This is a genomic window from Janthinobacterium sp. SUN176 (assembly GCF_030587335.1).
GTDB lineage: Bacteria > Pseudomonadota > Gammaproteobacteria > Burkholderiales > Burkholderiaceae_D > Janthinobacterium > Janthinobacterium kumbetense.
In genome coordinates this window covers 151156-172544 of sequence record NZ_JAPWIA010000001.1, presented here as the reverse complement: position 1 = coordinate 172544, position 21389 = coordinate 151156, and the positions used below count along the sequence as shown (strand labels likewise).

Sequence of the window (21389 nt, the reverse complement as noted above, 5' to 3'; positions counted from 1 at the left end):
AAGTCCTGTCATCGAGCTGTTATGTGCCCGTGTTATACTCCCTGGTTCCAGAACTATCTGCCTGTATATGAGACGAGCTCTCGTCCTGCTCTGCCTTTTTGTTTTCATCGCGTTACCCCAGGCGTTCGCCAGCATGGCCTACGCCAGTCCTTCCCCATTCCAGCATGCAATCGCGGCCGGCGCTGCCGCCACGCCCGCCTTCGGCATCGATTGTGCCGACGCCAGCCTCCATGCGGGTCTGCCTGGCGACAGCTGCGATACTGAAGAATGCGACAACGACCCCATCACGCTGTACCCGAGCTCGCGCCAGGGGGCGCCGTTTTGCGCCATCATTTGGCAAGCGGGACCGGGCGCACTTGCCGAAGCGGACGTGCGGCTGGCCACCCGGCCGCCGCGCGTCCGCCTCTGAAGACATGCATGCAGCACCCACGCGCCCGGGGCTTTAGCCACCAGGCACGCTTTACACTGATCGACTTTACAAGGTTATACACATGGAATGGTTATTTGACCCGACAATCTGGGTCGGCCTGCTGACGCTGGTCGTACTGGAAATCGTACTGGGGATCGACAACCTGATTTTCATCGCCATCCTGGCCGAAAAATTGCCGCCGCACCAGCGCGACAAGGCCAGGGTGCTGGGCCTGACCCTGGCCCTCGTCATGCGCCTGGGCCTGCTCTCGCTGATTTCCTGGCTGGTCACCCTGACCACGCCATTGTTTTCCATACTGACATTCTCGTTTTCGGGACGCGACCTGATCCTGCTCGTCGGCGGCCTGTTCCTGCTGTTCAAGGCCACCAGCGAGCTGCACGAGCGCCTCGAAGGGGTCACGCACGCCCAGACGGGCCCGAAAGTCTACGCCGGCTTCGGCCTCGTGGTGGCGCAGATCGTCGTGCTCGACGCCGTCTTTTCGCTCGACGCCGTCATCACGGCCGTCGGCATGGTGGAAAACCTGTACGTGATGATGGCGGCCGTCGTCATTTCCATCGTCGTCATGATGCTGGCGTCGAAAGTGCTGACGCGCTTCGTCAACGCCCACCCCACCGTCGTCGTGCTGTGCCTGAGCTTCCTGCTGATGATCGGCCTGTCGCTGGTGGCCGAAGGCTTGGGCTTCCACATTCCGAAAGGGTATTTGTACGCCGCTATCGGTTTCTCGATTGTCATCGAATTCTTCAATCAGCTGGCGCGCCGCAACTTCCTCAAGCTGCAGTCGAACGCCCCGCTGCGCGACCGCACGGCGCAAGCCGTGTTGAGCCTGCTGGGCGGACGCAAGGGCCGCGAAGCCGTGGAAGAGCACGAAGTCAAGGAACTGCCCGACGTTTCCGCCTTCGGCGTGGAAGAGCGCAACATGGTCAGCGGCGTGCTGACCCTGGCCGAACGCTCGATCCGCTCCGTCATGACGCCGCGCGGCGACGTGTCGTGGGTCAACCTGAACGACAGCAGCGAAAAGATGCTGCAATTACTGCGCGAAACGCCGCACAGCATGATTCCTGTCTGCAATGACGACCTGGATAACGTGGTCGGCATCGCGCGCAGCAAGGACCTGATCGAGGACCTGGTGTCGCGCGGCAAGATCGACCCGGACAGCATGCGCGAAGCCGTCGTCGTGCCGGAAGCGGCCGGCGTGCTGAAAGCCATGGAAACGTTAAAGCGCTCGCGCGGCCAGCTGGTGCTGGTGGTCGACGAGTTCGGCACCGTGCAGGGCGTGCTGACGCCCATCGACATCCTGGAAGCCATCGCCGGCGAATTCCCCGACGAGGACGAGCAGCCGGACGTGGAAGTGCTGGGCCCCGGCCACTGGCGCATCGACGGCGCGACAGACCTGCATTATCTGGAGCAAGTGTTCGAAACGGAAACCCTGGTCAGCGAAGACGGCGAATACAACTCGCTGGCCGGCTTCCTGCTGGCGCATTTCGAAAACATGCCGGCCGTGGGCGAAGTACTGGAGCTCGATGACTTGCGCTATGAAATCATCGAGGCCGACGAGCGCCGCATCGCCTGCGTGGACGTGCGCCGCATCGAGCCCGATCACAGTTTGTAACACAATGGCAAGCGTGCCCCGCTTGCCATGCCGTATGCTGGGGTCTGCCCATACCGGAGACCCCACGATGAAAAAATCCCTGCTACGCCTGACCCTGCTGGCTTGCGCCGCCTTAGGCAGCCACGCCGGCGCCCAGGCCGCCGCGCCATCGCCCACCATCAAGCCGGGCCTGTGGCAAGTCGACAGCAAGATGGCGTCGCCGGACGCCGCCACCGACAACGCCATGTCCATGGTGCTGCAACAACTGGGCAACCTTCCTCCCGATCAACGCAAGCAGCTGGAAAGCATGGCGGCCAGCCGCGGTATGGCCATGCCCACGGTGGGCGCCGACGGCGCCGTGCGCGTGACGGCGTGCGTGACGCCGGACATGGCGGCGCGCAAGCAGATTCCCACGGGCCAGCCCGGCGATTGCAAGTCGAAAAACACGGACATCGCGGGCGGCATGCAGGTATCGTTCACTTGCGCCAACCCGAAATCGAGCGGCGAAGGCAAGGTCATGTTTACGGGCGACCAGGCTTTCAGCATGCAGCTGGCCGTGACGACCAGCGCGCGCGGCGCGCCGGAACAGGTGAATGTGACGAGCAGCGGCAAGTGGCTGGGCGCCAGCTGCCCTGCCCCGGCCCCTGCCGCGGCATCAATTCAGAAACCGTGACGGAAGCCCAGGTTGAAGGCAGCATCGCCGCGGCCGCTGTCGCTGGCATTGCCCACCGTGTAGCGGGCGCCGTTCTTGTTGTGGATCTTCGCGTAGGACGCGTAGAAATCGCTGCGCTTTGACAGGGAATACGTGAGGCCGACGGCCATCTGGCTGGCGTCGCGGTTGGCCAGGTCGCGGTCATCCTTGCGCACCCAGGACGCCAGCAGCTTGAAGCCGCCCACGGGCACGGACACGCCCAGCAAGGTGTCGCGGCTGTCCGACGACGACATCGACAGGGCCAGCGCGCTGTAGGCGTTGTTCGGGTCCCACGGCGAGCTGCCATAGCCCTTGTTCACGCCCACGGCGGCAAAGACGGTGGCCACTTTCAGGTCGACATTCGCCGCGATCAGGGTATTGCGGGCCGACATGTCGATGGCGGGCAAGGTGCCGGATGCGAGAATGAGGTTATTCTTGCGCTGGTGCGACACGCTGACATTCACGGCGCCGGCCGAATAGCCGAGGGTGGCGCCATACGCGCGGTTGCTGGCGTTGCTGTACGGCGACTCGCCAAAGCTGTAGATGGCGCTGGCAGTCACGCCGCGCAAGGCGGGCGTCACGTACTTGACGGTATTGTCGTAGCGTTTCACGCTGTAGCCGGCCAGGTTGCCGGCGCTGCCGGCCATGCCGCCCTTGAACGGGTCGGCCACGTCGGTCAGGGCCAGGTAGTGCGGGTTGTACTGGCGCCCCAGGGTCAGCGCGCCCAGGCGGCTGTCGAGGCCCACGTAGGCCTGGCGGCCGAACAGACGGCCCTCTTCCGACTGGCCCGTGTCGTTCTGCACGCCCGCTTCCAGGGTAAATACGGCGGACACGTCATTACCCAGCGCTTCGCGGCCCTGCACGCCCAGGCGCGAACCGGACGCGACACCGCCGGATACCTTGGTGTTGGCGCAATTGGCGGCGCAGCCCCGCTCGGCCACGATGCCCGCGTCAAGCACGCCGTACACGGCAACGTTAGTGGATGCGGCACTGCCTGCGCCATCGGCAGCCTGGGCCGGTGCAAAAAGCATCCACGGCCCCATCCCTATCACAGCAAGCGCAAAATACGAGGTCTGCATGATAAATATCTCGGTAACGTGAATTGAAACTTCCCGGTATTGATCAGGACATGCGCTGTGTGTCTGATCTCAGTGTTACCTTATCCTCGCTTTTTGTCCAGCCATCCGTGCGTTGTACAACAGAAACTTCAGCTTAGGCCATGAAACCACGTCGCGTACTGACAACACGCAAGAGTGAGCATGATTATGGCAATTTGCGGCAAAATGGCGTTAAATGCAGGCCCTGCCGTAAAGCAATGTTCGGTGGCGAACGTTGCGAGAATTGACGCAGGCGGTACACTACTGGTTTTACCGACAGCGGCTCGCCCGTTTTTTCTGCATGCTAGCTATCCTCGAACGCATTGACCCCAACTCCAGCAATATCGACTTGCTGGTGGAACTATTCAACTCACTGCGTCCCAAGCGCCCCCACGACAGCGCTACCGCGATTGCCAACGTGCGCACCCTGCGCCAGCTTCTCAAAGGTAACCCCGCGCAAGCGCGCGCCCTGCACGAATACGTGCTGCGCGTGCTGGCCGCGCGCCGCCACGCCAGCCTGTACACCGATATCGGCGTGCTGTCGAACAGCGGCTTTTTCACGGAATTGAAACGCCGCATCGCCTACCGCATGCTGCCGCCCGCCCTCGGCGACGAATACCTGAACGACGCGCTCGACCAGGTGCTGTACCTGAAGACCGATTATTTATGGATCAGCAACGTGCCCGCCACGGACTGGCTGGAACTGTTCGACGTGCTCACCAGCGACGACATCGAACTGGCCGTCGGCGATGGCAATATCATGCTGCCAGGCATGCTCGACGCCATCCGCACCCTGTCCTACCGCGTCTGCGCCATGGGCCTGGAACCGGAATTGACGCGTTTCCATAGCGAAATTGAAGTGTTCCAGTCGCCGTTCATGGTGCAAAACACGGAAGTGAACGCCTACCTGGACGCCTACACGAATCTGCTGCACGGCGATCTCGAGCACATCGAAGATGCGCGCCATTTGCTGGTGATGCTGGACCAGTGCGACGCCGTCATCGCCAAGATCCGCAAGAAGGCGCTGTACCAGGGCACCAGCATTCCCCTTACGTATTTATTGGTGGCGCTGGCGCAAAGCATCGAGCGCCTGCGCAAGCTGCTGTTCCTCGTCGACACGAGCGGCGAATTGCCGGCCTCGAACAACGTGGACATCGCCGCCATCACGGTGGACGCCACGCAAGACTTGCTGCACCCGCAACCCGTCAGCCGCCGCCGCGCGGGTGCCGTCGGGCTGGCGCTGGAACTGATCCAGGCGCACAACAACAAATACAAGGTCAGCGACCTGTTTTCCGACAATATCAACTTGCTGGCACGCAATGTGACGGAAAACGCCAGCCGCACGGGCGAGCATTACATCGCGGAAAACCGCCGCGAAATGGGCGCCATGTTCCTCTCGTCCGCGGGCGCGGGCGTGATCATCGGCTTCATGGCCCTGTTCAAGATATTGATGTCCTACCTGCGCTCGGCGCCGCTGGTCGAAGCGTTCATGTTCAGCATGAATTACTCGATCGGCTTCATGTTCATCCACTTGCTGCATTTCACGGTGGCCACCAAGCAGCCGGCCATGACGGCGTCGCGCATCGCCGCCGGCCTGCACAGCAAGGATGGGCGGAATATCGACCTCGACAGCATGGCGGAATTGATCAATAAAGTGTTCCGCACGCAAAACATGGCCGTGCTGGGCAACCTGGCCACGGCCATCCCCACGGCCTGGCTGATCGCGCTCGGCTACAAGGCGATCACCGGGCACAACCTGGTGACGCCCGAGAAAGCCATGCGCTTGCTGCACGATATCGACCCCATCGGCAGCCCCGCCATCTTTTACGCCATGATCGCCGGCGTGTGCCTGTTCGTGGCCGGCCTGATTTCCGGCTACTACGACAACCAGGCCCTGTACACGCGCTGGGCGCAGCGCATCGCGCAATTGCGCGGCCTGGGCCGCGTCATCGGCCAGGAACGCCTGCAGCGCCTGGGTTTGTACCTGGAAAACAACCTGGGCGGCCTGATGGGTAACTTCTATTTCGGTATCCTGCTCGGTTCCATCGGCACCCTGGGTTTCCTGATCGGCTTGCCGATCGATATCCGCCACATCACCTTCTCGGCCGCCAACTTCGCCACGGCGCTGGTGGGCCTGGACCACAACATGAGCTGGCAACTGGCCGTCAAGTCGCTGTCGGGCATCTTCGCCATCGGCACGGCCAACCTGCTGGTGAGCTTCGGTCTGGCCCTGTGGGTGGCCCTGCGTTCGCGCCAGGTGCGCTTCAAGCACGGCATGCAATTGCTGAAGATCCTGGGCAAGCGCTTCCTGCGCTCGCCCATCGTCTTCTTCTTCGGCTCGAAAAACCCGCCACCTTTGGCACTGGCCGATGATACGGCAAACCTGTCACCCACGACCAAGGCTCAAAAATGACCGCCAGGCGCATGCAACCCTGCCTCACCGCCCTACTGCTGTGCTGGACCCTGGCTGCATGCGCCTCGCTGCCCAACGTCAAGAATCTCAACACCACCCTGGAACCGGTGGCCAAGCCCAAGGTCATCACGGGCAAGGGCGCCGTGCTGAACGTCAACAGCCGCGCCGCCCTGCTCAACAAGCGCTGGGCGAAGTCCGGCATGGACTTGAAAGCCCAGGCCGCGCTGGAAGAGGCGGCCACGGGCGTACCTTTGATCAAGGGCAACAAGGTGACGCTGCTGTTTGACGGCCCGCAAACGATGGAAGCCATGTTCCAGGCCATCAGCGAAGCGAAGAACAGCATCAACCTGGAAACGTATATCTTCGACCAGGACCCGCTGGGCCTGAAGTTTGCCGACATGCTCATCGAAAAGCAGCAGGCGGGCGTGACGGTCAACGTCATCTACGACAGCGTGGGCACCCTCGGCGTGCCGCAGGCGTTCTTCGAGCGCATGCGCGCGGCCGGCGTGCACCTGGTGGCCTTCAACCCCGTCAATCCCGCCAAGCTCAAGGGCGACGACTGGAAGATCAACAACCGCGACCACCGCAAGGTGCTGATCGTCGACGGCAAGACGGCATTTACGGGCGGCGTCAACATCAGCGACACCTATGCGAAAAGCTCGCTGTTCCGCTCCAAGAACAAGTCCGCCGACAAGAGCGACGTGGGCTGGCGCGATACCCACGTGAAAGTGGAAGGCCCGGCCGTGGCCGCCTTCCAGTGGCTGTTCATCCGCACCTGGGCCCAGCAAGACCAGGCCGACTTGCCGGACGCGAACTATTTCCCGACCCTGTCGGAAGTGGGCGACAAGCTGGTGCGCGTCGTGGCCAGCGAGCCGGACGGCGGCTTCGAAATCTACAAGGCGTATATCCTGGCCATCCAGGAAGCAAAAAAAACCATCCACATCACGTCCGCCTATTTCGTGCCCGACCAGCAGACGGTCGACGCGCTGGTGGCCGCCGCGAAACGGGGCGTGGACGTCACCGTGGTGCTGCCGGGCGTGTCCGACAGCGGTCTCGTATTCCATGCGGGACATGCGCTGTACGACCAACTGCTGGCCGGCGGCATCCGCATCTTCCACTTGAAACTGGCCGTGCTGCACGCCAAGACGGCCGTCATCGACGGCGCCTGGTCGACGGTCGGCTCGACCAACATCGACATGCGCAGCTTCCTGCACAACAGCGAACTGAACGTGATCGTGCTGGGCGACAGTTTCGGCCGCGAAATGGAAAACGCCTTCCAGGAAGACTTGCGCGACTCGGAAGAGATCACCAGGGCGAAATGGGAAACCCGGCCGATTGCCGACCGCATGAAGGAGTGGGCGGCCCGCTTCATGAATTACTGGCTGTAGCGGAGTAGCCATCAAAAAGTCCAGGGCGTTGTTGCATTGCCTCGCCGTACTATTCGTACTGTCTTCGGCAACGCGCCTAGCCCTGGCCATTTTGCCGGCCACTCCTGATGCCGGTTGCCGCCTACCCCATTAATTCTGGCTACAGCGGCCGCAAGCTGGCCCACACGCCGCCCTGGCGCGCGAACGCTTCCGTGCTGACTTTTTCAAAGTCGGCGCTGTCTTCATTCCAGCTGTAGCGCTCGACGCGAATACAACTGTTTTCCACGCGCAGCACGTTGAAGGAATTCGATTCGCCCCTGCCCCGCGTGGACGTGGCCGTGCCCGCCTGCACCATCAGGGCAGCGTAGCCGGCGATCTTGTAGCGCTCGGCCGTGTTGCCCGCCACGCTCGCATGCAAGTGCCCGGCCAGCAATAGATCCACGCCGCATTCGGAAAACATTTGCAGCGCCAGCGGCGCACGGTCGACCAGATCATCGTCGTCGAAGTGCTCGGGCAAGTCAAATGGATGATGCGTGACGATGATGCGCGTCAAACCGGGCGGCAAACGGCCCAGGCGTTCGCGCAGGAAATCGATCTGCTCGTGGCTGATGCGGCCATCCTTGAAGGTCAGCGAGCGGGCCGTATTAATGCCCAGCACGGCGATTTCCTCGTCCACATATTCGGGCGACAAATCGTCCGTCACATGGCGCCGGTATTTCACCAGCGGCGTCAGGAAGCGGGAAACGACGTTATACAGAGGCACGTCATGGTTGCCCGGCACCACGATCTGCGGCCCCGGCAAGCTGTCGAGAAACTGCCGCGCTTGCTGGAACTGGGCGCTGCGGGCCCGTTGCGTCAAATCGCCCGACACCACCACCACGTCCGGTTCCAGGCGTTCGACGAGCGCGCGCAAGGGCGCCAGCAAGTCCGCGTCGACCTTGCCAAAATGCAAGTCGGACAAATGCACGATGGTACGCATGGCCTTACTCCCCGGAAGGTGCCGGCGCAGGCACCAGCACCGTCAGCGCGGCGGGGCGGATGCGGTACTGCAGCGGCGTATTCATGACGGTCACTTCGCCATCCGTGGCCACGCGCAGGCGCCGGTGCTTCGTGGCGATTTCCAGGTCGGTCGCCGTCAGCACGTCGAAATCCTTGGCCTGCGACAACTTGCCGAACAGCGCGTGCAAGGCCAGCTTCAGCAATCCCAGACGGCCCGGACGCTGCGCCACGTACAGGCTCAGCTGGCCGCCATCGAGCCGTTCGCGCTCGCCGATATTCAAGCCTTCCATCAGGTATTCATTGTTACCGATAAAGACAAACGGCGTGCGCCGCGCATGCACGGCGTCCTTGAGTTTCAATTGCACGCTGAGGAAAGGATAGCGGCGCAAGGCGGCCACCAGCGCCCAGCTGAACGCCAGCCACTTGCCCCGTCCCAGCCGGCGCTGCTGCTTTTCGCGGTCGCGCACGATGTCGGGATACAGGCCCAGGCTGGAATTATTCAGGAAGATGCGGCCATTGACTTCGCCCACGTCGACCTGGTGCGGCACGCCCCGCGCCACGTTGGCGATCGCCGCATCGAGTTCGAGCGGAATGTTCAAATCCTTGGCGAAATGGTTCAGGGTACCCAGCGGCAAGACGCCAAACGGCGTGCCGCTGCCGACGACGACGGATGCGACAGCATTGATGGTGCCGTCCCCGCCACCGGCCACGACGATGGGCGCGCCATCGCGCAGCGCTTGCCCGGCCGTGGCGATCATGTCGGCGCCGCTGGCGGCCAGGGTGATGGCGGCGTCGAGCCCCACGGCGGCAAATTTCGCTTCGAGCTGCTGCGCCCAGTCAGGCGCATAGCCGCAACCGGCGCCCGCATTGATGATGACTGCAATCTTGCTCAGGATGGTTTCCCCTTATCTGGTTTGCCGGATATGCCGGCGGCGGCGCAGGGTCGACACGCCGGCGATGCAGATGGCCAGCCAGCCATAGCTTTCCGCCATGGCCGCCAGCACATCGCTCAGGTAATGCGCGCCCAGGTAAATGCGGCTGAAACCCACGAGTGACGCCATCAGGAAGGCGCCCAGCGCGATGGCGATGCGCTTGCCCCACGCGCCCGGCGCCGTCTGGCAAATCAGGTAGGCGGCCAGCAGGCCGTACAGGGCCGTCGAGGTGGCCGTATGACCGCTGGGAAAGCTGTACGTACTCAGGGCCGTCTGCAGGATGGGCTCGTCAAAGCTGGGCCGCGCGCGCACAAAAATGTACTTTAGCAGCAGGTTCAAAAACATGACGCCCGGCATGGTAATGACCAGGGTAAACAGCCAGTAGCTGGCGCCCTTGCGGTGCAGATACCAGCCCAGCAAGACGGCCAGGGTGATGGCGCCGATCACGCCATGCATGTGCGTGACGACCAGCAGGCAACTGGTGATCCACGGCACGGCATGCTGGTTGAACCACTGCGCCACCTGCAAGTCGATCACGGTGATTTGGGCCATGCCCATGACGGCTTCGGCGATCTCGTGGAAGACCACGATGGCGACGAGCATCAGGGCCACGCCCACCGTCATATGCAGGCCCAGTTCGCCTTCGGGCGACAGGCGCGCCTCGACGAAGCGGCGCAGTTTCGTGGTCCAGCCCGTGGTCATGCCCATGTCATTTTTCTCTTGCAAACTCATCTCTCTTTCATGTTCCCGGTACTGATCAAAAAAACCACACCAGTAAAAAAATACTGTTTATTCATACAGTAGCTGTGTATTCATACAGTAGTTATGCTATTCTGATGACTCGTTCAACACATCTCCCTCAAAGGAATTGTCATGGCAACATTGAATAGCGGTTTTGGCTCACGGTTCGGCCTGGAATACGCCCCAAGCTCTTTCCTCGTCCGCATGGGCAAGCGCGAAATCCTCGTCTGCCGCGACTTCCGCAAGCGCTACTACACCGTCAATCCCTTGATCGAGTGCGGTACGGGCATCGAGCCGGGCTATGTTGAAGTGCTGCTGATGCGCCGTTGGTTGCTTATTCTATCCAAGGCACATTAAGAATGACTTTAAAACAAGGTGTTCGCACCCTGTTATCAAGTCAGCTCCGTCCGGCCCCGCCGGGAACGCCTCAGTACCGGCCAGCGGCACGCTGACCGACCCCTCACTACTGTGTGCGTTCCGGCGCGGCCGGGCTGGCAGGTGTTTCAGCAACTGTACCGGCAGCTGTACCGGCAAGTGCGTCGGCACCTGCATCGGCAGCTGTGCTGGAAGGCATGGTGGCCGGCGGTATGCGGTCAGTCGCATTCGCTTCGTACCACAAGGTAACAAACAGCACCATCACGACGGGGCCGATGAACAAGCCCACGAGGCCCAGGGTTTCCACGCCGCCCAGAATGCCGAACAGCACAGCAAGAAAAGGCAAGCGGGTGGCGTTGCCGATCATGCCGGGGCGCACGAAGTGGTCGGCAACAAACAGCACCACGGTGCCCCAGGCGGCCACGCCGATGGCGGCGCCCACATTGCCCTGGAACACCAGCAAGGCGGCCGCGCATCCATACGCGAGCGGCGCGCCAAACGGGATGATGGCCAGGATGCCCGTGGCAAACGCCCATAGGGCCGGTGACGGCAAGCCGGCGATGGCATAGGCGATACCGATCAGCACGCCTTCTGCCAGGCCCACCAGCACCAGGCCGTTGACGGTGGCGCGGATGGCCGTGGGGATCTTTTGCGCATAGCGGCCCCACCGTTCGGGACGCAAAAAATGGCTGCCGACAGCCGTGATCTGGCGCGTCAGCGCTTCGCCATCCTTGTAAAAGAAAAACAGGCATAAAAACGCCAGACCGAAGTCGACCAGGCGATGAAACACGTCCGCGCCCAGCACCTTGAGCATGTCGCGCGCGGAATGAAAGCCGCCCACGGCGCTGCCCGCAAAGAAGTGGCCCAGGCCGTGGGGCTGGCTCAGGGTGGCTTGCCACCAGTCGCCGATGGCGCTGCCGGCCAGCGGGATATGCGCCACCCAGTCCGGCACGGGCAAGCCGTCGGCATTCGCATGCACGACGAAATTGGCCAGCACGGGCACTTCGCGCGCCGCCTGCGCCACGCCGAACAGCACGGGAATGATGAAGATGCAGGCAAACGCCAGGGTCAGCACGGCTGCCGCGACGATGGTGCGCTGCCCCAGCGCCGCGCGCACGCGCAGGTACAAGGGCCAGGTGGCCACGCACAGGATGCCGGCCCACACGAGCGGCAAAAAGAAACGCTGCATGACGAAGGCCGTCACGGCGATCAGGGCCAGGGAAAAGCCTGCGCTGACAATGTCGCGCTGGGTATCGTTCATGCTGCTCCATTCGTGCCCGGCGCCATGGGCCGCCAGTATTCGCTATGCGCCACATGCGCAGGCGTAGCGTAACACGGAGATTCGCCGATTTACACGAGGCCCAGTTCCGCCGGTTTCACGCCGGCAAACACGTGGTCGAGTTGCGCCGGCGTCAAGCCGAAGGTGCGGCGCAGCAAACCGCCCAGCACGGCCCGGTATTCATTCAGCACGGGCATGTCGCGGTTCTGGAACAGGTTTGCCTGCGCAATCGCCACTTGCTCGCCCGCCACCTGCTTGCCCTTGATCCCGCCGCCCAGCACCCAGAACACGCTGCCGTGGCCGTGATCCGTGCCGCGGTTGCCGTTTTCGCGGAAGGTGCGGCCAAATTCGCTGACGACGACGACGACGGTATTGCGCCAGGCGCTGCCCATTTCCTGCGAAAACGCGGCCAGTCCCCGTCCCAGTTCATCGAAACGCCCCGCCAGGTAGCCGCTGGCGCCGCCCTGCCCCACGTGCGTATCCCAGCCGCCCACGTCGACGAAGCCGAGGTTGTACTTGTCCTTCATCAAGCGGGCGATGCGCTGCGCTTCCAGTTCAAAGCCCTTGGTACTGATGGCGTTGCGGTTGGCCGCCTGCATTTCCCCCGTCAATTCCTTCGTCACGTCGTCGCGCACGACAAAGCCCGCGCTGACGGGTTGCTGCAGGGGCGTGCCCCGGTACATGGCGGCGATAATCTGGCTTTGACGCGCATCAATGCCGGACTTGCCCACGGAGCGCAGCGCCATGTTCGGCACTTGCACGCCGCCCTGGAAGATCAGCGGCAGCTGGTCGGTGAAAGCGATGGCGGGGCCGGCCTTGCTGCCATTCAAGGTCTGCACGAGGCGGTTCAGGAAACCCGACCGGAAGTCGCGCCGCGTGTTGATCTCTTGTCCCAACTCGATGGTATCCTGCGTCTCGAAATGGCTGCGCGTCAAATCCGTCGTGCCCGCGAACGGGATGAAGGCCGCCTCGCCGCCCGTAAACATGGGATAAATGCTCTCGCGCAAGGCTGGATGCAAGGCCCAGTCGGCGTTCAAGGCCAGCGCGCCGTTTTCCTCGCCCGGTTTCGCGATGGCAATATTCGGCCGCGCCGCGTAGTAAAAATCGCTGCCGACCGGCACCAGCAAGTTATTCGCGTCATAGCCGCCGCGCAGGAAGACGAACAGCAGCTTCGCATCCGTGGCGGGTGCGGCCAGCAGGCTGCCCGCGTGAGTGAACAAGGGTGCGGCGGCCAGGGCTTTCAACAGGTCACGACGATTCATGGCAATCCTCCGATTTCAACTTAACGGTGCATCATTTCCGGCGAGGAAAGAAGAAATGTATTCCACTCCTGCGGCGAAGCGGCCTGATCCAGTGCCTGGCGCGTGGCCGGGCTCAAGCCTGGCTGCAGCGACTGGTAATACAGGGCGCTGGCCAGTTGCGGGAACGCCACTTTTTCCTGCGGCTGCGGGCCATCCGTCTTGAACAGGCCGGCGCTGCCCGAACCGATGGTGCGGGCGATATCGAAGCGCGTCGTCATTTGCCCCGGACTGGCCCAGGAAGCGTCCGTCAGCGGATAGCCATCGGGCGTCTGGCGTCCGTACAGGGGCTGGCCCATGCGCGACAGCCAGTTCAGCATGGGTCCCGCATTCAGGATGGGCTTGTCGTCATAGCTGAGGCGCACGGCCGACACGACATAATGCATGGGGTCCTTGAATTTCTTGCCCAGCGACTGCCTGAATTCGGGGCTGTCGAACATGGTTTGCAGCACGTCGGCGATCAAGCCGTCGCTGCGCTGGAAGGTGGCCGCCATGCGCGCCACCAGCGGTGCGGGCGGGTTGTCGCCGACGAAATACTGGGCCAGCTTGCCGCTGATAAAGTGCGCCGTGGCGGGACTGCGGCTCAGGCGGTCCAGCGCTTCATCGAGCTCGGCCAGGCCCCTGCCCTTCACCGTTTGCCCGAGGAATTGCTTGTCGCCGTAATCGTGGCGGTTGGGATTGAACTCGAACAAGCCCCGGCGCACGTATTGCGACTGCAGCGCCGGTTTCACCTTCGGCGTGTCCGCTCCCAGGTTCACGCCCACGCCCGTCAGGATGCGCGCCAGTTCCTGCACGTCCATCTGGCTATAGCCGCCGTTCACGCCCAGCGTATGCAGCTCCATCAGCTCGCGCGCATAGTTTTCATTGATGCGCTTGGCGGCATTGGCTTCATTGTCCAGGTAGCGCAGCATGGCCGGATGGTGGACGGTGGCGCCCAGCAAGTCACGGAATTTCCCCAGTGCATGTGGCGCGATGGCGTTCGCCTCGTAATCGCCCACCATGGCGCGCAAGTTGTGCTTGCCCTGGTGCACGCTGAAATGGTTGAGCCAAAACCAGCTCAGCTGCTGCTGCAACTGGTTCGGCGAATACACGTCCAGCAACAAGGAGCGCGTGGCCGCTTCGCGCGCCAGGCGATTGAGTTCTTGCTGGTAATCCTTTTGCGCCTGCTGCTTCGCCATGTCGTCCATGACGCCGGCCGACTCCTTGCGCTTTTGCTCCATAGAGATCACCAATTGCTCCAGCGGCACCTGGCTGATGGTCATGGCGTCGATTTGCGCGGCGATGGCCGGCGGCAAGGCCGCTTTTCCTGGATGCAACTGCGTCCGCAGCCAGGCGTTCCAGCCTTTGTCCTGCACCTGGCGCACGCTGCCCCCGCTCACGCCCCAGCTGACCCGTTCCAGCATGGCGATGTCTTGTGCGGGACTGCTCTGCGCGCGATGATCGGCCTGGGCGGCCGGTCCTGGTCCGGTCGCGGCGCAGCCGGCCAGCAAGAGCAGGGAAATCAAGGTCGTCGGCAATAGTCGGTGCGGGGTCATGGCGGTCCTTCAAGCGGTTTCATGCAGAATGCTTGAGGGTACGCCCAGGTTGACCCGCGCATGATTGCCATTTGCAACGAGTTGTAATCAAGCACGATGGTTTGCCAGCCAAGCTCTCGCCGGCATGGCCACATTATGATGAATCATCTCGGATAAAATGTTATCGGGAGAATTGCGTATTGCAATGGCAGCTGCGTATTTTCTCTCGAACCAGACATTATCCATACAATACGTCCACATTAAAAAGAAATGAAAATATTATTTATCGCTGCATTAGGAACGTTATCGCTCATTCAAGCGCCGTCAGCCTTGGCGGAGAATCTGAATGGGAAAACCCTGTATGTACAGCGCTGTGCCGTGTGCCATGGCGCGGAGATCAAGGGAACGGGGCCATTGGCGAATAAAAGCAATCCGCCCACGCCCGATCTGACCACCGCCGCATTCAAAAAACGCCTGAAGGATTATCCGGGCGTGATCGTATCATCGGTCATCCTTCGTCCGAATGGCGATCTGATTCCCAAGACCTTGAAAGAGAATGGCGTCAAGATTGCGCCATATGCCTGGCGGGTGAAAGACTTTCGCGATTTGAATCAATACATGAGCGATGTGATTTTAAAAAATCGCTGATATCAGATAAGCGATACATACGTCGCGCAGCAACGCTCCCCGGTCAATTCTGCTGTTTTAATAGCTGCGCACATTTGTCGCGCAGGAAATCGCGCAACTGCAGCACCAGCGGCGTCACCTGCGCCCGGTGCGTGCAGACCAGGTGCAAGGGCGTGGCCTCGCCCGCCACGTCGGGCAACAGCGCTTGCAGGCGGCCGGCGTCCAGGTCGCCCGCCACGTCGAGCCGCGACTTATAGGCGATGCCCAGTCCCGCCACGGCCCAGCGGCGCACCAGGTCGGCGTCGTCGGCGCTGCGGTTGCCGCTCACGGACACCGTCACTTGCTCGCGCTGGGGCAGGCGGTAAAAAGTCCAGCGGTCGTGCAAGCCGTCTTCCAGCGCGAAGCGCAGGCAATTGCGCTGCGACAACTCTTCCAGCGCCAGCAAAGGGCCGTATTCGCGCAGGTAGGCGGGCGACGCCACCAGCACCCGGTCGTTGGCGGGCGCGATGGGCATGGCGATCAGGCTCGAATCGTCTTGCTGGCCATAGCGGATGGCCACGTCGACTTGCTGGCGCACCATATCGGCCACCCGGTCGCTGACGCTGAGCTGGTAATGCAGTGTCGGATGGCGCAGCTGGAATTCGTCCAGCCAGCCCAGCATCAGATTGCGGCCCAGGTCGGAGGGCATGGCAATTTTCAAGGTTCCGCCGAAACTGTCCTTGCCGGCCAGCAGGGCATCGTGGCCTGCGCGCAGCAGGCGCAAGGCTTCCCGCGCATGTTCCAGGTATTGCGTGCCTTCCGGCGTCAGGCTCAGCGAGCGCGTCGTGCGGGCCAGCAGGCGCAAGCCCAACACGCCTTCCAGGCGCTTGACGGCGGCGCTGGCCAGCGCGGGCGAGATGCCGATCTCGCGCGCAGCCGCCGACAAACTGCCCCGGTCGGCCGTGCGCACAAATACCTGCAAGTCATCGAGTCGCAGCAATTTTCAATATTCCTTTGAAAGTGTTTCCGTACGCGCCCCCTGTTTCCAGGGCGGCATTGCCACCATCATACGGTATCCACTCAACGAGGAAGCACATGAAAGCCATCGCCTACCACCACAGCCTGCCCATCACGGATGCCGACGCCCTGCTCGACATCGAGCTGCCCGTGCCCGTCGCCACGGGGCGCGACCTGCTCGTCGCCGTCAAGGCCATTTCCGTCAATCCCGTCGACACCAAGGTGCGCAAGAACCGCGCGCCGAAAGAGGGCCAGCCGGAAGTGCTGGGCTGGGATGCGGCCGGCGTCGTCACGGCCGTCGGCCCCGACGCGACCCTGTTCCACGTGGGCGACAGGGTCTGGTACGCGGGCGCCATCAACCGCCCCGGCAGCAACAGCGAATTCCAGCTGGTCGACGAGCGCATCGTCGGCCACATGCCGGCCAGCCTCGATTTCGCCCCGGCCGCCGCCCTGCCGCTGACAGCCATTACGGCCTGGGAATTGCTGTTCGACCGCCTGCAGCTCAGCCGCGACAAGAGTTTGACGGGCAAGTCCCTGCTGGTGATCGGCGCAGCCGGCGGCGTCGGCTCCGTGCTGGTGCAGCTGGCGCGGCAATTGACGGGTGTCACCATCATCGGCACGGCCTCGCGCGCGGAAACGGCGGACTGGGTGAAGGAACTGGGCGCACACCACGTGATCGACCACAGCCTGCCGCTGGCAGGGGAAATCACGCGCCTGGGTTTGCCGCCCGTCGACTATGTGATCAGCCTGAACCAGACCGACCGGCATTTCGAGCAGATCGTGGAATTGATCGCGCCGCAAGGCAAGTTTGCCCTGATCGACGACCCCGAGCACATCGACGTGCGCAAGTTCAAGGGCAAGAGCGTGTCGCTGCACTGGGAACTGATGTTTACCCGTTCGCTGTTCCAGACGCCGGACATGGTCAAACAGCATGAACTACTGGAAGAGCTGGCGCAGCTGGTGGACGCCGGCGTCATCAGGACCACCCTGGCCGAGCGCTTCGGCACGATCAACGCGCAAAACCTGAAACGCGCGCATGCCCTGCTGGAAAGCAATACGGCAAAAGGGAAGATCGTGCTGGAAGGGTTCTAAATTCAGGTAATCAGGATGGCCCGGAAATCATTGACATTCGTCAATGTCGGGCCCGTGACCACGCTGTCTCCCAGCGCCTGGAAGAAGCCGTGGCCATCGTTGTTGTCCAGGCTGTCGCGGGGCTTGATGCCCAGCGCCCAGGCCCGTTGCAGGGTGTCTGGCGCCAGGACCGCGCCGGCGATGTCTTCCTGGCCGTCGACGCCATCCGTGTCGCCGGCCAGCGCGTGGATGCCCGCGTGGCCATCGAGCGCGATGCCCAGCGCCAGCAGGAATTCCACGTTACGCCCGCCGCGCCCGTTGCCGCGCACGGTGACCGTCGTTTCGCCGCCCGACAGCAGCACGCACGGTGCGGGAAACGGCTGGCCCCGCTGCGCCGTTTGCAGCGCGATGCCGGCCATCACCTTGCCCACGTCCCTCGCCTCGCCTTCCAGGCTGTCGCCCAATATATACGGCGTGACGCCGGCCGCGCGCGCCACCTGCGCCGCCGCTTCCAGCGCCATCTGCGGCGTGGCGATCAGGGTCGTGCGCGTGCGCGCCAGGCGGGGATCATCGGGTTTCACGGATTCGCCGCGCCCGCTTTCCAAGGTGGCGCGTATGCTGTCAGGCAAGTCCATGCCATAGCGGCGCACGATGGCCAGCGCATCCTCGCACGTCGTCGCGTCGCCCACCGTGGGGCCGGACGCGATGTCGCCCAGCTTGTCGCCGGGCACGTCGGAAATCGCCAAAGTGATGACCTGCGCCGGATGGCAGGCGGCTGCCAGGCGCCCGCCCTTGATGGCGGACAAATGGCGGCGCACGCAATTCATTTCGCCGATGGTGGCGCCGGACGCCAGCAGCGCGCGGTTCAAGGCTTGCTTGTCGGCCAAAGTGATGCCATCGAGCGGCAAGGCCAGCAGGGACGAGCCGCCGCCCGAAATCAGGCACAGCACCGTATCGTCCGCCTGCAGGTTGCCGACCAGTTCCAGCATGCGGCGCGCCGCATCCATGCCGGCCTGGTCCGGCACGGGGTGCGACGCTTCCACGATCTCGATGCGTTCGCAGGGCACGGCATAGCCGTAGCGCGTGACGACCAGCCCGGACAGCGGCCCCGGCCAGTGCCGTTCCACGGCGTGCGCCATGGCGGCCGACGCCTTGCCGGCGCCGATGACGATCAAACGGCCCTTGAGCGCTGGCGGCAGATGGGGCGGTATGCAGTGCGATGGCTGGGCCGCTTCGATGGCGGCCTGGAACATGGCTTGCAGCAAGGCGCGCGGCGCCGGGGTAGTCGTCATGGTCAATTCCTCCGGTTCGATGGCAGCTTCGTTCAACGGTTCACGATGCGCGCGGGAACGCGCAGCACCAGTATGGCGCCCAGCAGCATGACTGCGGAAAGAATATACAGGGCCACGTCGGTGCCGCCCGTCGCATCCTTGATCCAGCCGACGAGGAAGGGGCTGACGAAGCCCGCTACCTGACCCAGCGAATTGATCAGCGCCAGGCCGCCGGCCGCCGCCGCGCTGCCGAGAAACGCCGTCGGCAAGGGCCAGAACATGGGCAGGCCGGACAGCGCGCCCATGGTCGCCAGCGACAGGCCGATGAGGGCGACGACCACGTTGCCGTGTGCCTGGGTGGCCAGCAGCAAGCCGCACAGCGCCATCAGCAGGGGGCCGCTCAAATGCCAGCGGCGTTCCTTGTGCTTGTCGGCCGAACGGCCCACCCAGATCATGAAGATGCTGGCGCACAGGTAGGGAATGGCGCTGACCCAGCCCACAGCCACGGGGCTGGCGAAACCCAGCGACTTGACGATGGTGGGCAGCCAGAAATTGATCGCGTACACGCCCATCTGGATGCAGAAATACACGAGGCCCAGCATCCACACGTGCTTGTTGCGCAGCACGCTGGCGAAGGTGTCGGCCGTATTCGCGCTGTTGCGGCGCTGGCGTTCGTCCTCGTCGAGGTCGGCGCGCAGCAGCTGCTTTTCTTCCGCATTCAGCCACTTCGCCTGGGCGATGCCGTCGTTCAGCAGCACATACACGAGAAAGCCCAGCAGCACGGTGGGGATGCCTTGCAGCAAGAACATCCATTGCCAGCCGGCCAGGCCGCCGTGGCCGGCGAACGATTGCATCATCCAGCCCGACAGGGGGCTGCCCAGCAAGCCGGAAATGGGAATGGCCGACATGAACAAGCCCATGATGCGGCCCCGGCGCGAAGCGGGATACCAGTTCGTAAAGTACAGCACGATGCCGGGGAAGAAACCCGCCTCGAACACGCCCGTGATGAAGCGCAGCGAGTAAAACGCGGCCGGCGTGGTGACGAACATCAGGCAGGCCGAGGCGATGCCCCAGGCGATCATCAGGGTGCCGATGACCTTGCGCGCGCCCAGGCGGTGCAGCAGCAGATTGCTGGGCACGCCGCTGGCCACGTAGCCGATGAAGAAAATGCCGGCGCCCAGGCCGTACACGCTTTCGCTCCACTGCAGCGCATCGAGCATTTGCAGCTTGGCAAAGCCGACATTGACACGGTCCAGGTAATTGAACAGGTAGCAGATGAAGATGAAGGGGATCAGATGCAAGGTGACCTTGCGGTAGGCGCCTTCGCGCACGCGGTCCTGCGCGGACGCGCCGGCGGACAGGCTGGCGCCTGGATGGGTGGTCATGGGTGTCTCCTGACTATTTTTTTATGGGATGCGACCAGCCCATCGTACAATTGCCCACAGAAACAGTCATCGTGCGGATGCATGAAGAAACATATTGTTGAATCCGATGATTCCATGCAAATGCACAAAACCAGAAGGTGAACACCATGCCGAGCATCGATCCCCCATTGGCGCAGGACATCGTCCGGCGCACCATGCACATCATTCCCTTCAGCGTAAACGTGATCGATGCGCGCGGCGTGATCCTGGCCAGCGGCGACCCGCAGCGCGTGGGCGACCTGCATCCGGGCGCGCAACTGGCGCTGGCCCGGCACGCCAGCGTGGAAATCGGCGCGGCCGACATGGCCAGGCTGCCGGGCACGCGGGCCGGCATCAACCTGCCCCTGACGGTGCGCGGCGAGATTTGCGGCGTGCTGGGCCTGACGGGCGAGCCGGACGCCGTGCGCCAGTTCGGCGAACTGGTGCGGGCCATGGCGGAAATGATGCTGGAGCAGGCGCGGCTGGTCAGCGAGTTGCAGCATGAAAAGCGCTACCGCGAGGAATTCGTGTTCCAGCTCGTGTATCGCACGGGTATTTCCGATGCCAGCATGCAAGCGTGGGCGGCGCGCCTGGCGCTGGACTTGCGCGTGCCGCGCGCCATGTTCGTGCTGGAAATACCCGATGCGGGAGAAGGTCCGGGCGAGCGGCTGGACCAGGTGCTGACGCAGCTGCAGCAAGTGCAGTCCGACCTGTCGGCGCGCTGGCCCGCCCTGCTGATGGCCGTCGTCTCGCCGGGCGAACTGGTGCTGCTCGACGCCTTTCCCGCCAGCGGCCCGCAGCAGGCGCGCGCGGCGCAGGCAAGGCAGCGCCTGCTCGAACTGCACCAGGTGGCGCAGCAGGCGCTCACGCCGCCCGCCACCCTGTCCATGGGCGTGGCCTTGCCGGGCCTCGATGGCGCGACGGCGTCGTATGAATCGGCGAAGCAGACGGCGCGCGTGGGGCGCGCCCGCGATGGCGCGCAAACCACTTTTTCCTACCTGGAACTGAGCCTGCCCGTGCTGCTGTCCGGCTTGCAAGCCGGTTGGCAGGCGGAGCAATTGCGCCAGACCCTGGCGCGCCTGCAGGCGCACGACCGCAAGTCCGGCACCCTGATGCGCACCCTGGCCGCCTGGTTCCGCCACCACAGCCACCCGATGGCCACGGCCAGGGCCCTGCACATCCACCGCAACACGCTCGATTACCGGCTGCAAAAGATCGCCGAACTGACGGGGCTGGACCTGGACGACACGGATGACCGCCTGCTGCTGTATGTCGCCCTGCAACTGAATTGACGCAG

The 21389-nt window shown here is 63.3% G+C and carries 19 protein-coding genes; 9 read left to right on the top strand and 10 right to left on the bottom strand.

Translation table 11 applies throughout. The features are described from left to right. Nucleotides 1-133 precede the first annotated feature (133 nt). From O3299_RS00875 to O3299_RS00865, 3 genes are all read left to right on the top strand, one after another. On the top strand, nucleotides 134-409 hold the full coding sequence (locus tag O3299_RS00875; protein WP_289899250.1) for a hypothetical protein: 276 nt from the start codon (nucleotides 134-136) through the stop codon (nucleotides 407-409). Between the two features lie 82 nt (nucleotides 410-491). Then, nucleotides 492-2039 (top strand): TerC family protein, encoded by a 1548-nt coding sequence (locus O3299_RS00870; RefSeq protein ID WP_251350785.1) that lies wholly within the window; start codon nucleotides 492-494, stop codon nucleotides 2037-2039. A gap of 67 nt (nucleotides 2040-2106) precedes the next feature. Continuing rightward, complete coding sequence (locus O3299_RS00865) at nucleotides 2107-2691, top strand: DUF3617 domain-containing protein (RefSeq protein WP_305061295.1); 585 nt, start codon at nucleotides 2107-2109, stop codon at nucleotides 2689-2691. On the opposite strand, the gene O3299_RS00860 is transcribed toward O3299_RS00865, so the two are convergent. Next, complete coding sequence (locus O3299_RS00860; RefSeq protein WP_305053493.1) at nucleotides 2679-3740, bottom strand: porin; 1062 nt, start codon at nucleotides 3738-3740, stop codon at nucleotides 2679-2681. The two genes, O3299_RS00865 and O3299_RS00860, sit on opposite strands and share 13 nt — an antisense overlap. 367 nt (nucleotides 3741-4107) lie before the next feature. Between O3299_RS00860 and O3299_RS00855 the strand changes: the two genes are divergently transcribed. Together O3299_RS00855 and cls are read left to right on the top strand one after the other, a co-directional pair. Then, nucleotides 4108-6219 carry a site-specific recombinase gene (locus O3299_RS00855; protein ID WP_305061294.1) on the top strand — a complete coding sequence of 704 codons (2112 nt, stop codon included), beginning with the start codon at nucleotides 4108-4110 and terminating at the stop codon, nucleotides 6217-6219. 11 nt (nucleotides 6220-6230) lie between these two features. After that, entirely contained in the window at nucleotides 6231-7607 is a 1377-nt protein-coding gene (gene cls / locus O3299_RS00850) for a cardiolipin synthase (RefSeq protein ID WP_369812294.1), read from the top strand. A 139-nt stretch (nucleotides 7608-7746) separates the two neighbouring features. Here cls and O3299_RS00845 read toward each other — a convergent pair whose 3' ends face one another. The 3 genes from O3299_RS00845 to O3299_RS00835 are packed head-to-tail and all read right to left on the bottom strand — an operon-like array spanning nucleotide 7747 to nucleotide 10249. Next, nucleotides 7747-8565, bottom strand: a complete 819-nt coding sequence (locus tag O3299_RS00845) for a metallophosphoesterase (protein WP_305061293.1) — start codon at nucleotides 8563-8565, stop codon at nucleotides 7747-7749. Between the two features lie 4 nt (nucleotides 8566-8569). After that, a complete protein-coding gene (locus tag O3299_RS00840) occupies nucleotides 8570-9478 on the bottom strand; it encodes a diacylglycerol kinase family protein (RefSeq protein ID WP_099664902.1) in 909 nt (302 codons plus the stop codon). 12 nt (nucleotides 9479-9490) lie between these two features. Continuing rightward, entirely contained in the window at nucleotides 9491-10249 is a 759-nt protein-coding gene (locus O3299_RS00835) for a phosphatase PAP2 family protein (RefSeq protein ID WP_257218687.1), read from the bottom strand. A gap of 141 nt (nucleotides 10250-10390) precedes the next feature. On the opposite strand from O3299_RS00835, the gene O3299_RS00830 reads away from it, so the two are divergent. Beyond that, nucleotides 10391-10615 (top strand): hypothetical protein, encoded by a 225-nt coding sequence (locus O3299_RS00830; protein ID WP_010396348.1) that lies wholly within the window; start codon nucleotides 10391-10393, stop codon nucleotides 10613-10615. A gap of 106 nt (nucleotides 10616-10721) precedes the next feature. Here O3299_RS00830 and O3299_RS00825 read toward each other — a convergent pair whose 3' ends face one another. From O3299_RS00825 to O3299_RS00815, 3 genes are all read right to left on the bottom strand, one after another. Continuing rightward, nucleotides 10722-11894: an AI-2E family transporter gene (locus tag O3299_RS00825; protein WP_305061292.1), complete on the bottom strand. Its 1173-nt coding sequence runs from the start codon at nucleotides 11892-11894 to the stop codon at nucleotides 10722-10724. 89 nt (nucleotides 11895-11983) lie between these two features. Further along, the gene (locus O3299_RS00820; RefSeq protein ID WP_099664904.1) at nucleotides 11984-13174 is read right to left on the bottom strand and encodes a DUF1501 domain-containing protein; all 1191 of its coding nucleotides are present in this window, start codon (nucleotides 13172-13174) and stop codon (nucleotides 11984-11986) included. A 20-nt stretch (nucleotides 13175-13194) separates the two neighbouring features. Continuing rightward, complete coding sequence (locus O3299_RS00815) at nucleotides 13195-14745, bottom strand: DUF1800 domain-containing protein (protein ID WP_305061291.1); 1551 nt, start codon at nucleotides 14743-14745, stop codon at nucleotides 13195-13197. 249 nt (nucleotides 14746-14994) lie between these two features. Here O3299_RS00815 and O3299_RS00810 point away from each other — a divergent pair, with 249 nt between their 5' ends. Further along, nucleotides 14995-15372, top strand: coding sequence for a cytochrome c (locus O3299_RS00810; RefSeq protein ID WP_077401501.1), 378 nt, complete (start codon nucleotides 14995-14997; stop codon nucleotides 15370-15372). A gap of 43 nt (nucleotides 15373-15415) precedes the next feature. On the opposite strand, the gene O3299_RS00805 is transcribed toward O3299_RS00810, so the two are convergent. Next, nucleotides 15416-16330, bottom strand: a complete 915-nt coding sequence (locus O3299_RS00805) for a LysR family transcriptional regulator (RefSeq protein WP_099664906.1) — start codon at nucleotides 16328-16330, stop codon at nucleotides 15416-15418. Nucleotides 16331-16425: 95 nt separating this feature from the next. On the opposite strand from O3299_RS00805, the gene O3299_RS00800 reads away from it, so the two are divergent. After that, nucleotides 16426-17439 (top strand): zinc-binding alcohol dehydrogenase family protein, encoded by a 1014-nt coding sequence (locus tag O3299_RS00800; protein ID WP_305061290.1) that lies wholly within the window; start codon nucleotides 16426-16428, stop codon nucleotides 17437-17439. Between the two features lie 2 nt (nucleotides 17440-17441). Here the strand turns inward: O3299_RS00800 and O3299_RS00795 are convergent, their stop codons facing one another. After that, the gene (locus tag O3299_RS00795; RefSeq protein WP_305053502.1) at nucleotides 17442-18710 is read right to left on the bottom strand and encodes a glycerate kinase; all 1269 of its coding nucleotides are present in this window, start codon (nucleotides 18708-18710) and stop codon (nucleotides 17442-17444) included. A 32-nt stretch (nucleotides 18711-18742) separates the two neighbouring features. After that, on the bottom strand, nucleotides 18743-20074 hold the full coding sequence (locus O3299_RS00790; RefSeq protein WP_289906458.1) for an MFS transporter: 1332 nt from the start codon (nucleotides 20072-20074) through the stop codon (nucleotides 18743-18745). 146 nt (nucleotides 20075-20220) lie between these two features. Here O3299_RS00790 and O3299_RS00785 point away from each other — a divergent pair, with 146 nt between their 5' ends. Next, entirely contained in the window at nucleotides 20221-21384 is a 1164-nt protein-coding gene (locus O3299_RS00785) for a sugar diacid recognition domain-containing protein (RefSeq protein WP_289912025.1), read from the top strand. Nucleotides 21385-21389 lie beyond the last annotated feature (5 nt).

Excerpts from the sequence above, each read along its gene's own strand:
- O3299_RS00865 (WP_305061295.1), top strand. The coding sequence starts at position 2,107 with ATGAAAAAATCCCTGCTACGCCTGACCCTGCTGGCTTGCGCCGCCTTA.
- O3299_RS00875 (WP_289899250.1), top strand. The coding sequence starts at position 134 with ATGGCCTACGCCAGTCCTTCCCCATTCCAGCATGCAATCGCGGCCGGC.
- O3299_RS00785 (WP_289912025.1), top strand. The coding sequence starts at position 20,221 with ATGCCGAGCATCGATCCCCCATTGGCGCAGGACATCGTCCGGCGCACC.
- O3299_RS00870 (WP_251350785.1), top strand. The coding sequence starts at position 492 with ATGGAATGGTTATTTGACCCGACAATCTGGGTCGGCCTGCTGACGCTG.
- O3299_RS00815 (WP_305061291.1), bottom strand. The coding sequence starts at position 14,745 with ATGACCCCGCACCGACTATTGCCGACGACCTTGATTTCCCTGCTCTTG.
- O3299_RS00845 (WP_305061293.1), bottom strand. The coding sequence starts at position 8,565 with ATGCGTACCATCGTGCATTTGTCCGACTTGCATTTTGGCAAGGTCGAC.
- O3299_RS00825 (WP_305061292.1), bottom strand. The coding sequence starts at position 11,894 with ATGAACGATACCCAGCGCGACATTGTCAGCGCAGGCTTTTCCCTGGCC.
- O3299_RS00800 (WP_305061290.1), top strand. The coding sequence starts at position 16,426 with ATGAAAGCCATCGCCTACCACCACAGCCTGCCCATCACGGATGCCGAC.
- O3299_RS00835 (WP_257218687.1), bottom strand. The coding sequence starts at position 10,249 with ATGAGTTTGCAAGAGAAAAATGACATGGGCATGACCACGGGCTGGACC.
- O3299_RS00810 (WP_077401501.1), top strand. The coding sequence starts at position 14,995 with ATGAAAATATTATTTATCGCTGCATTAGGAACGTTATCGCTCATTCAA.
- O3299_RS00790 (WP_289906458.1), bottom strand. The coding sequence starts at position 20,074 with ATGACCACCCATCCAGGCGCCAGCCTGTCCGCCGGCGCGTCCGCGCAG.
- O3299_RS00830 (WP_010396348.1), top strand. The coding sequence starts at position 10,391 with ATGGCAACATTGAATAGCGGTTTTGGCTCACGGTTCGGCCTGGAATAC.
- O3299_RS00795 (WP_305053502.1), bottom strand. The coding sequence starts at position 18,710 with ATGACGACTACCCCGGCGCCGCGCGCCTTGCTGCAAGCCATGTTCCAG.
- O3299_RS00855 (WP_305061294.1), top strand. The coding sequence starts at position 4,108 with ATGCTAGCTATCCTCGAACGCATTGACCCCAACTCCAGCAATATCGAC.
- O3299_RS00820 (WP_099664904.1), bottom strand. The coding sequence starts at position 13,174 with ATGAATCGTCGTGACCTGTTGAAAGCCCTGGCCGCCGCACCCTTGTTC.
- O3299_RS00860 (WP_305053493.1), bottom strand. The coding sequence starts at position 3,740 with ATGCTTTTTGCACCGGCCCAGGCTGCCGATGGCGCAGGCAGTGCCGCA.
- cls (WP_369812294.1), top strand. The coding sequence starts at position 6,231 with ATGCAACCCTGCCTCACCGCCCTACTGCTGTGCTGGACCCTGGCTGCA.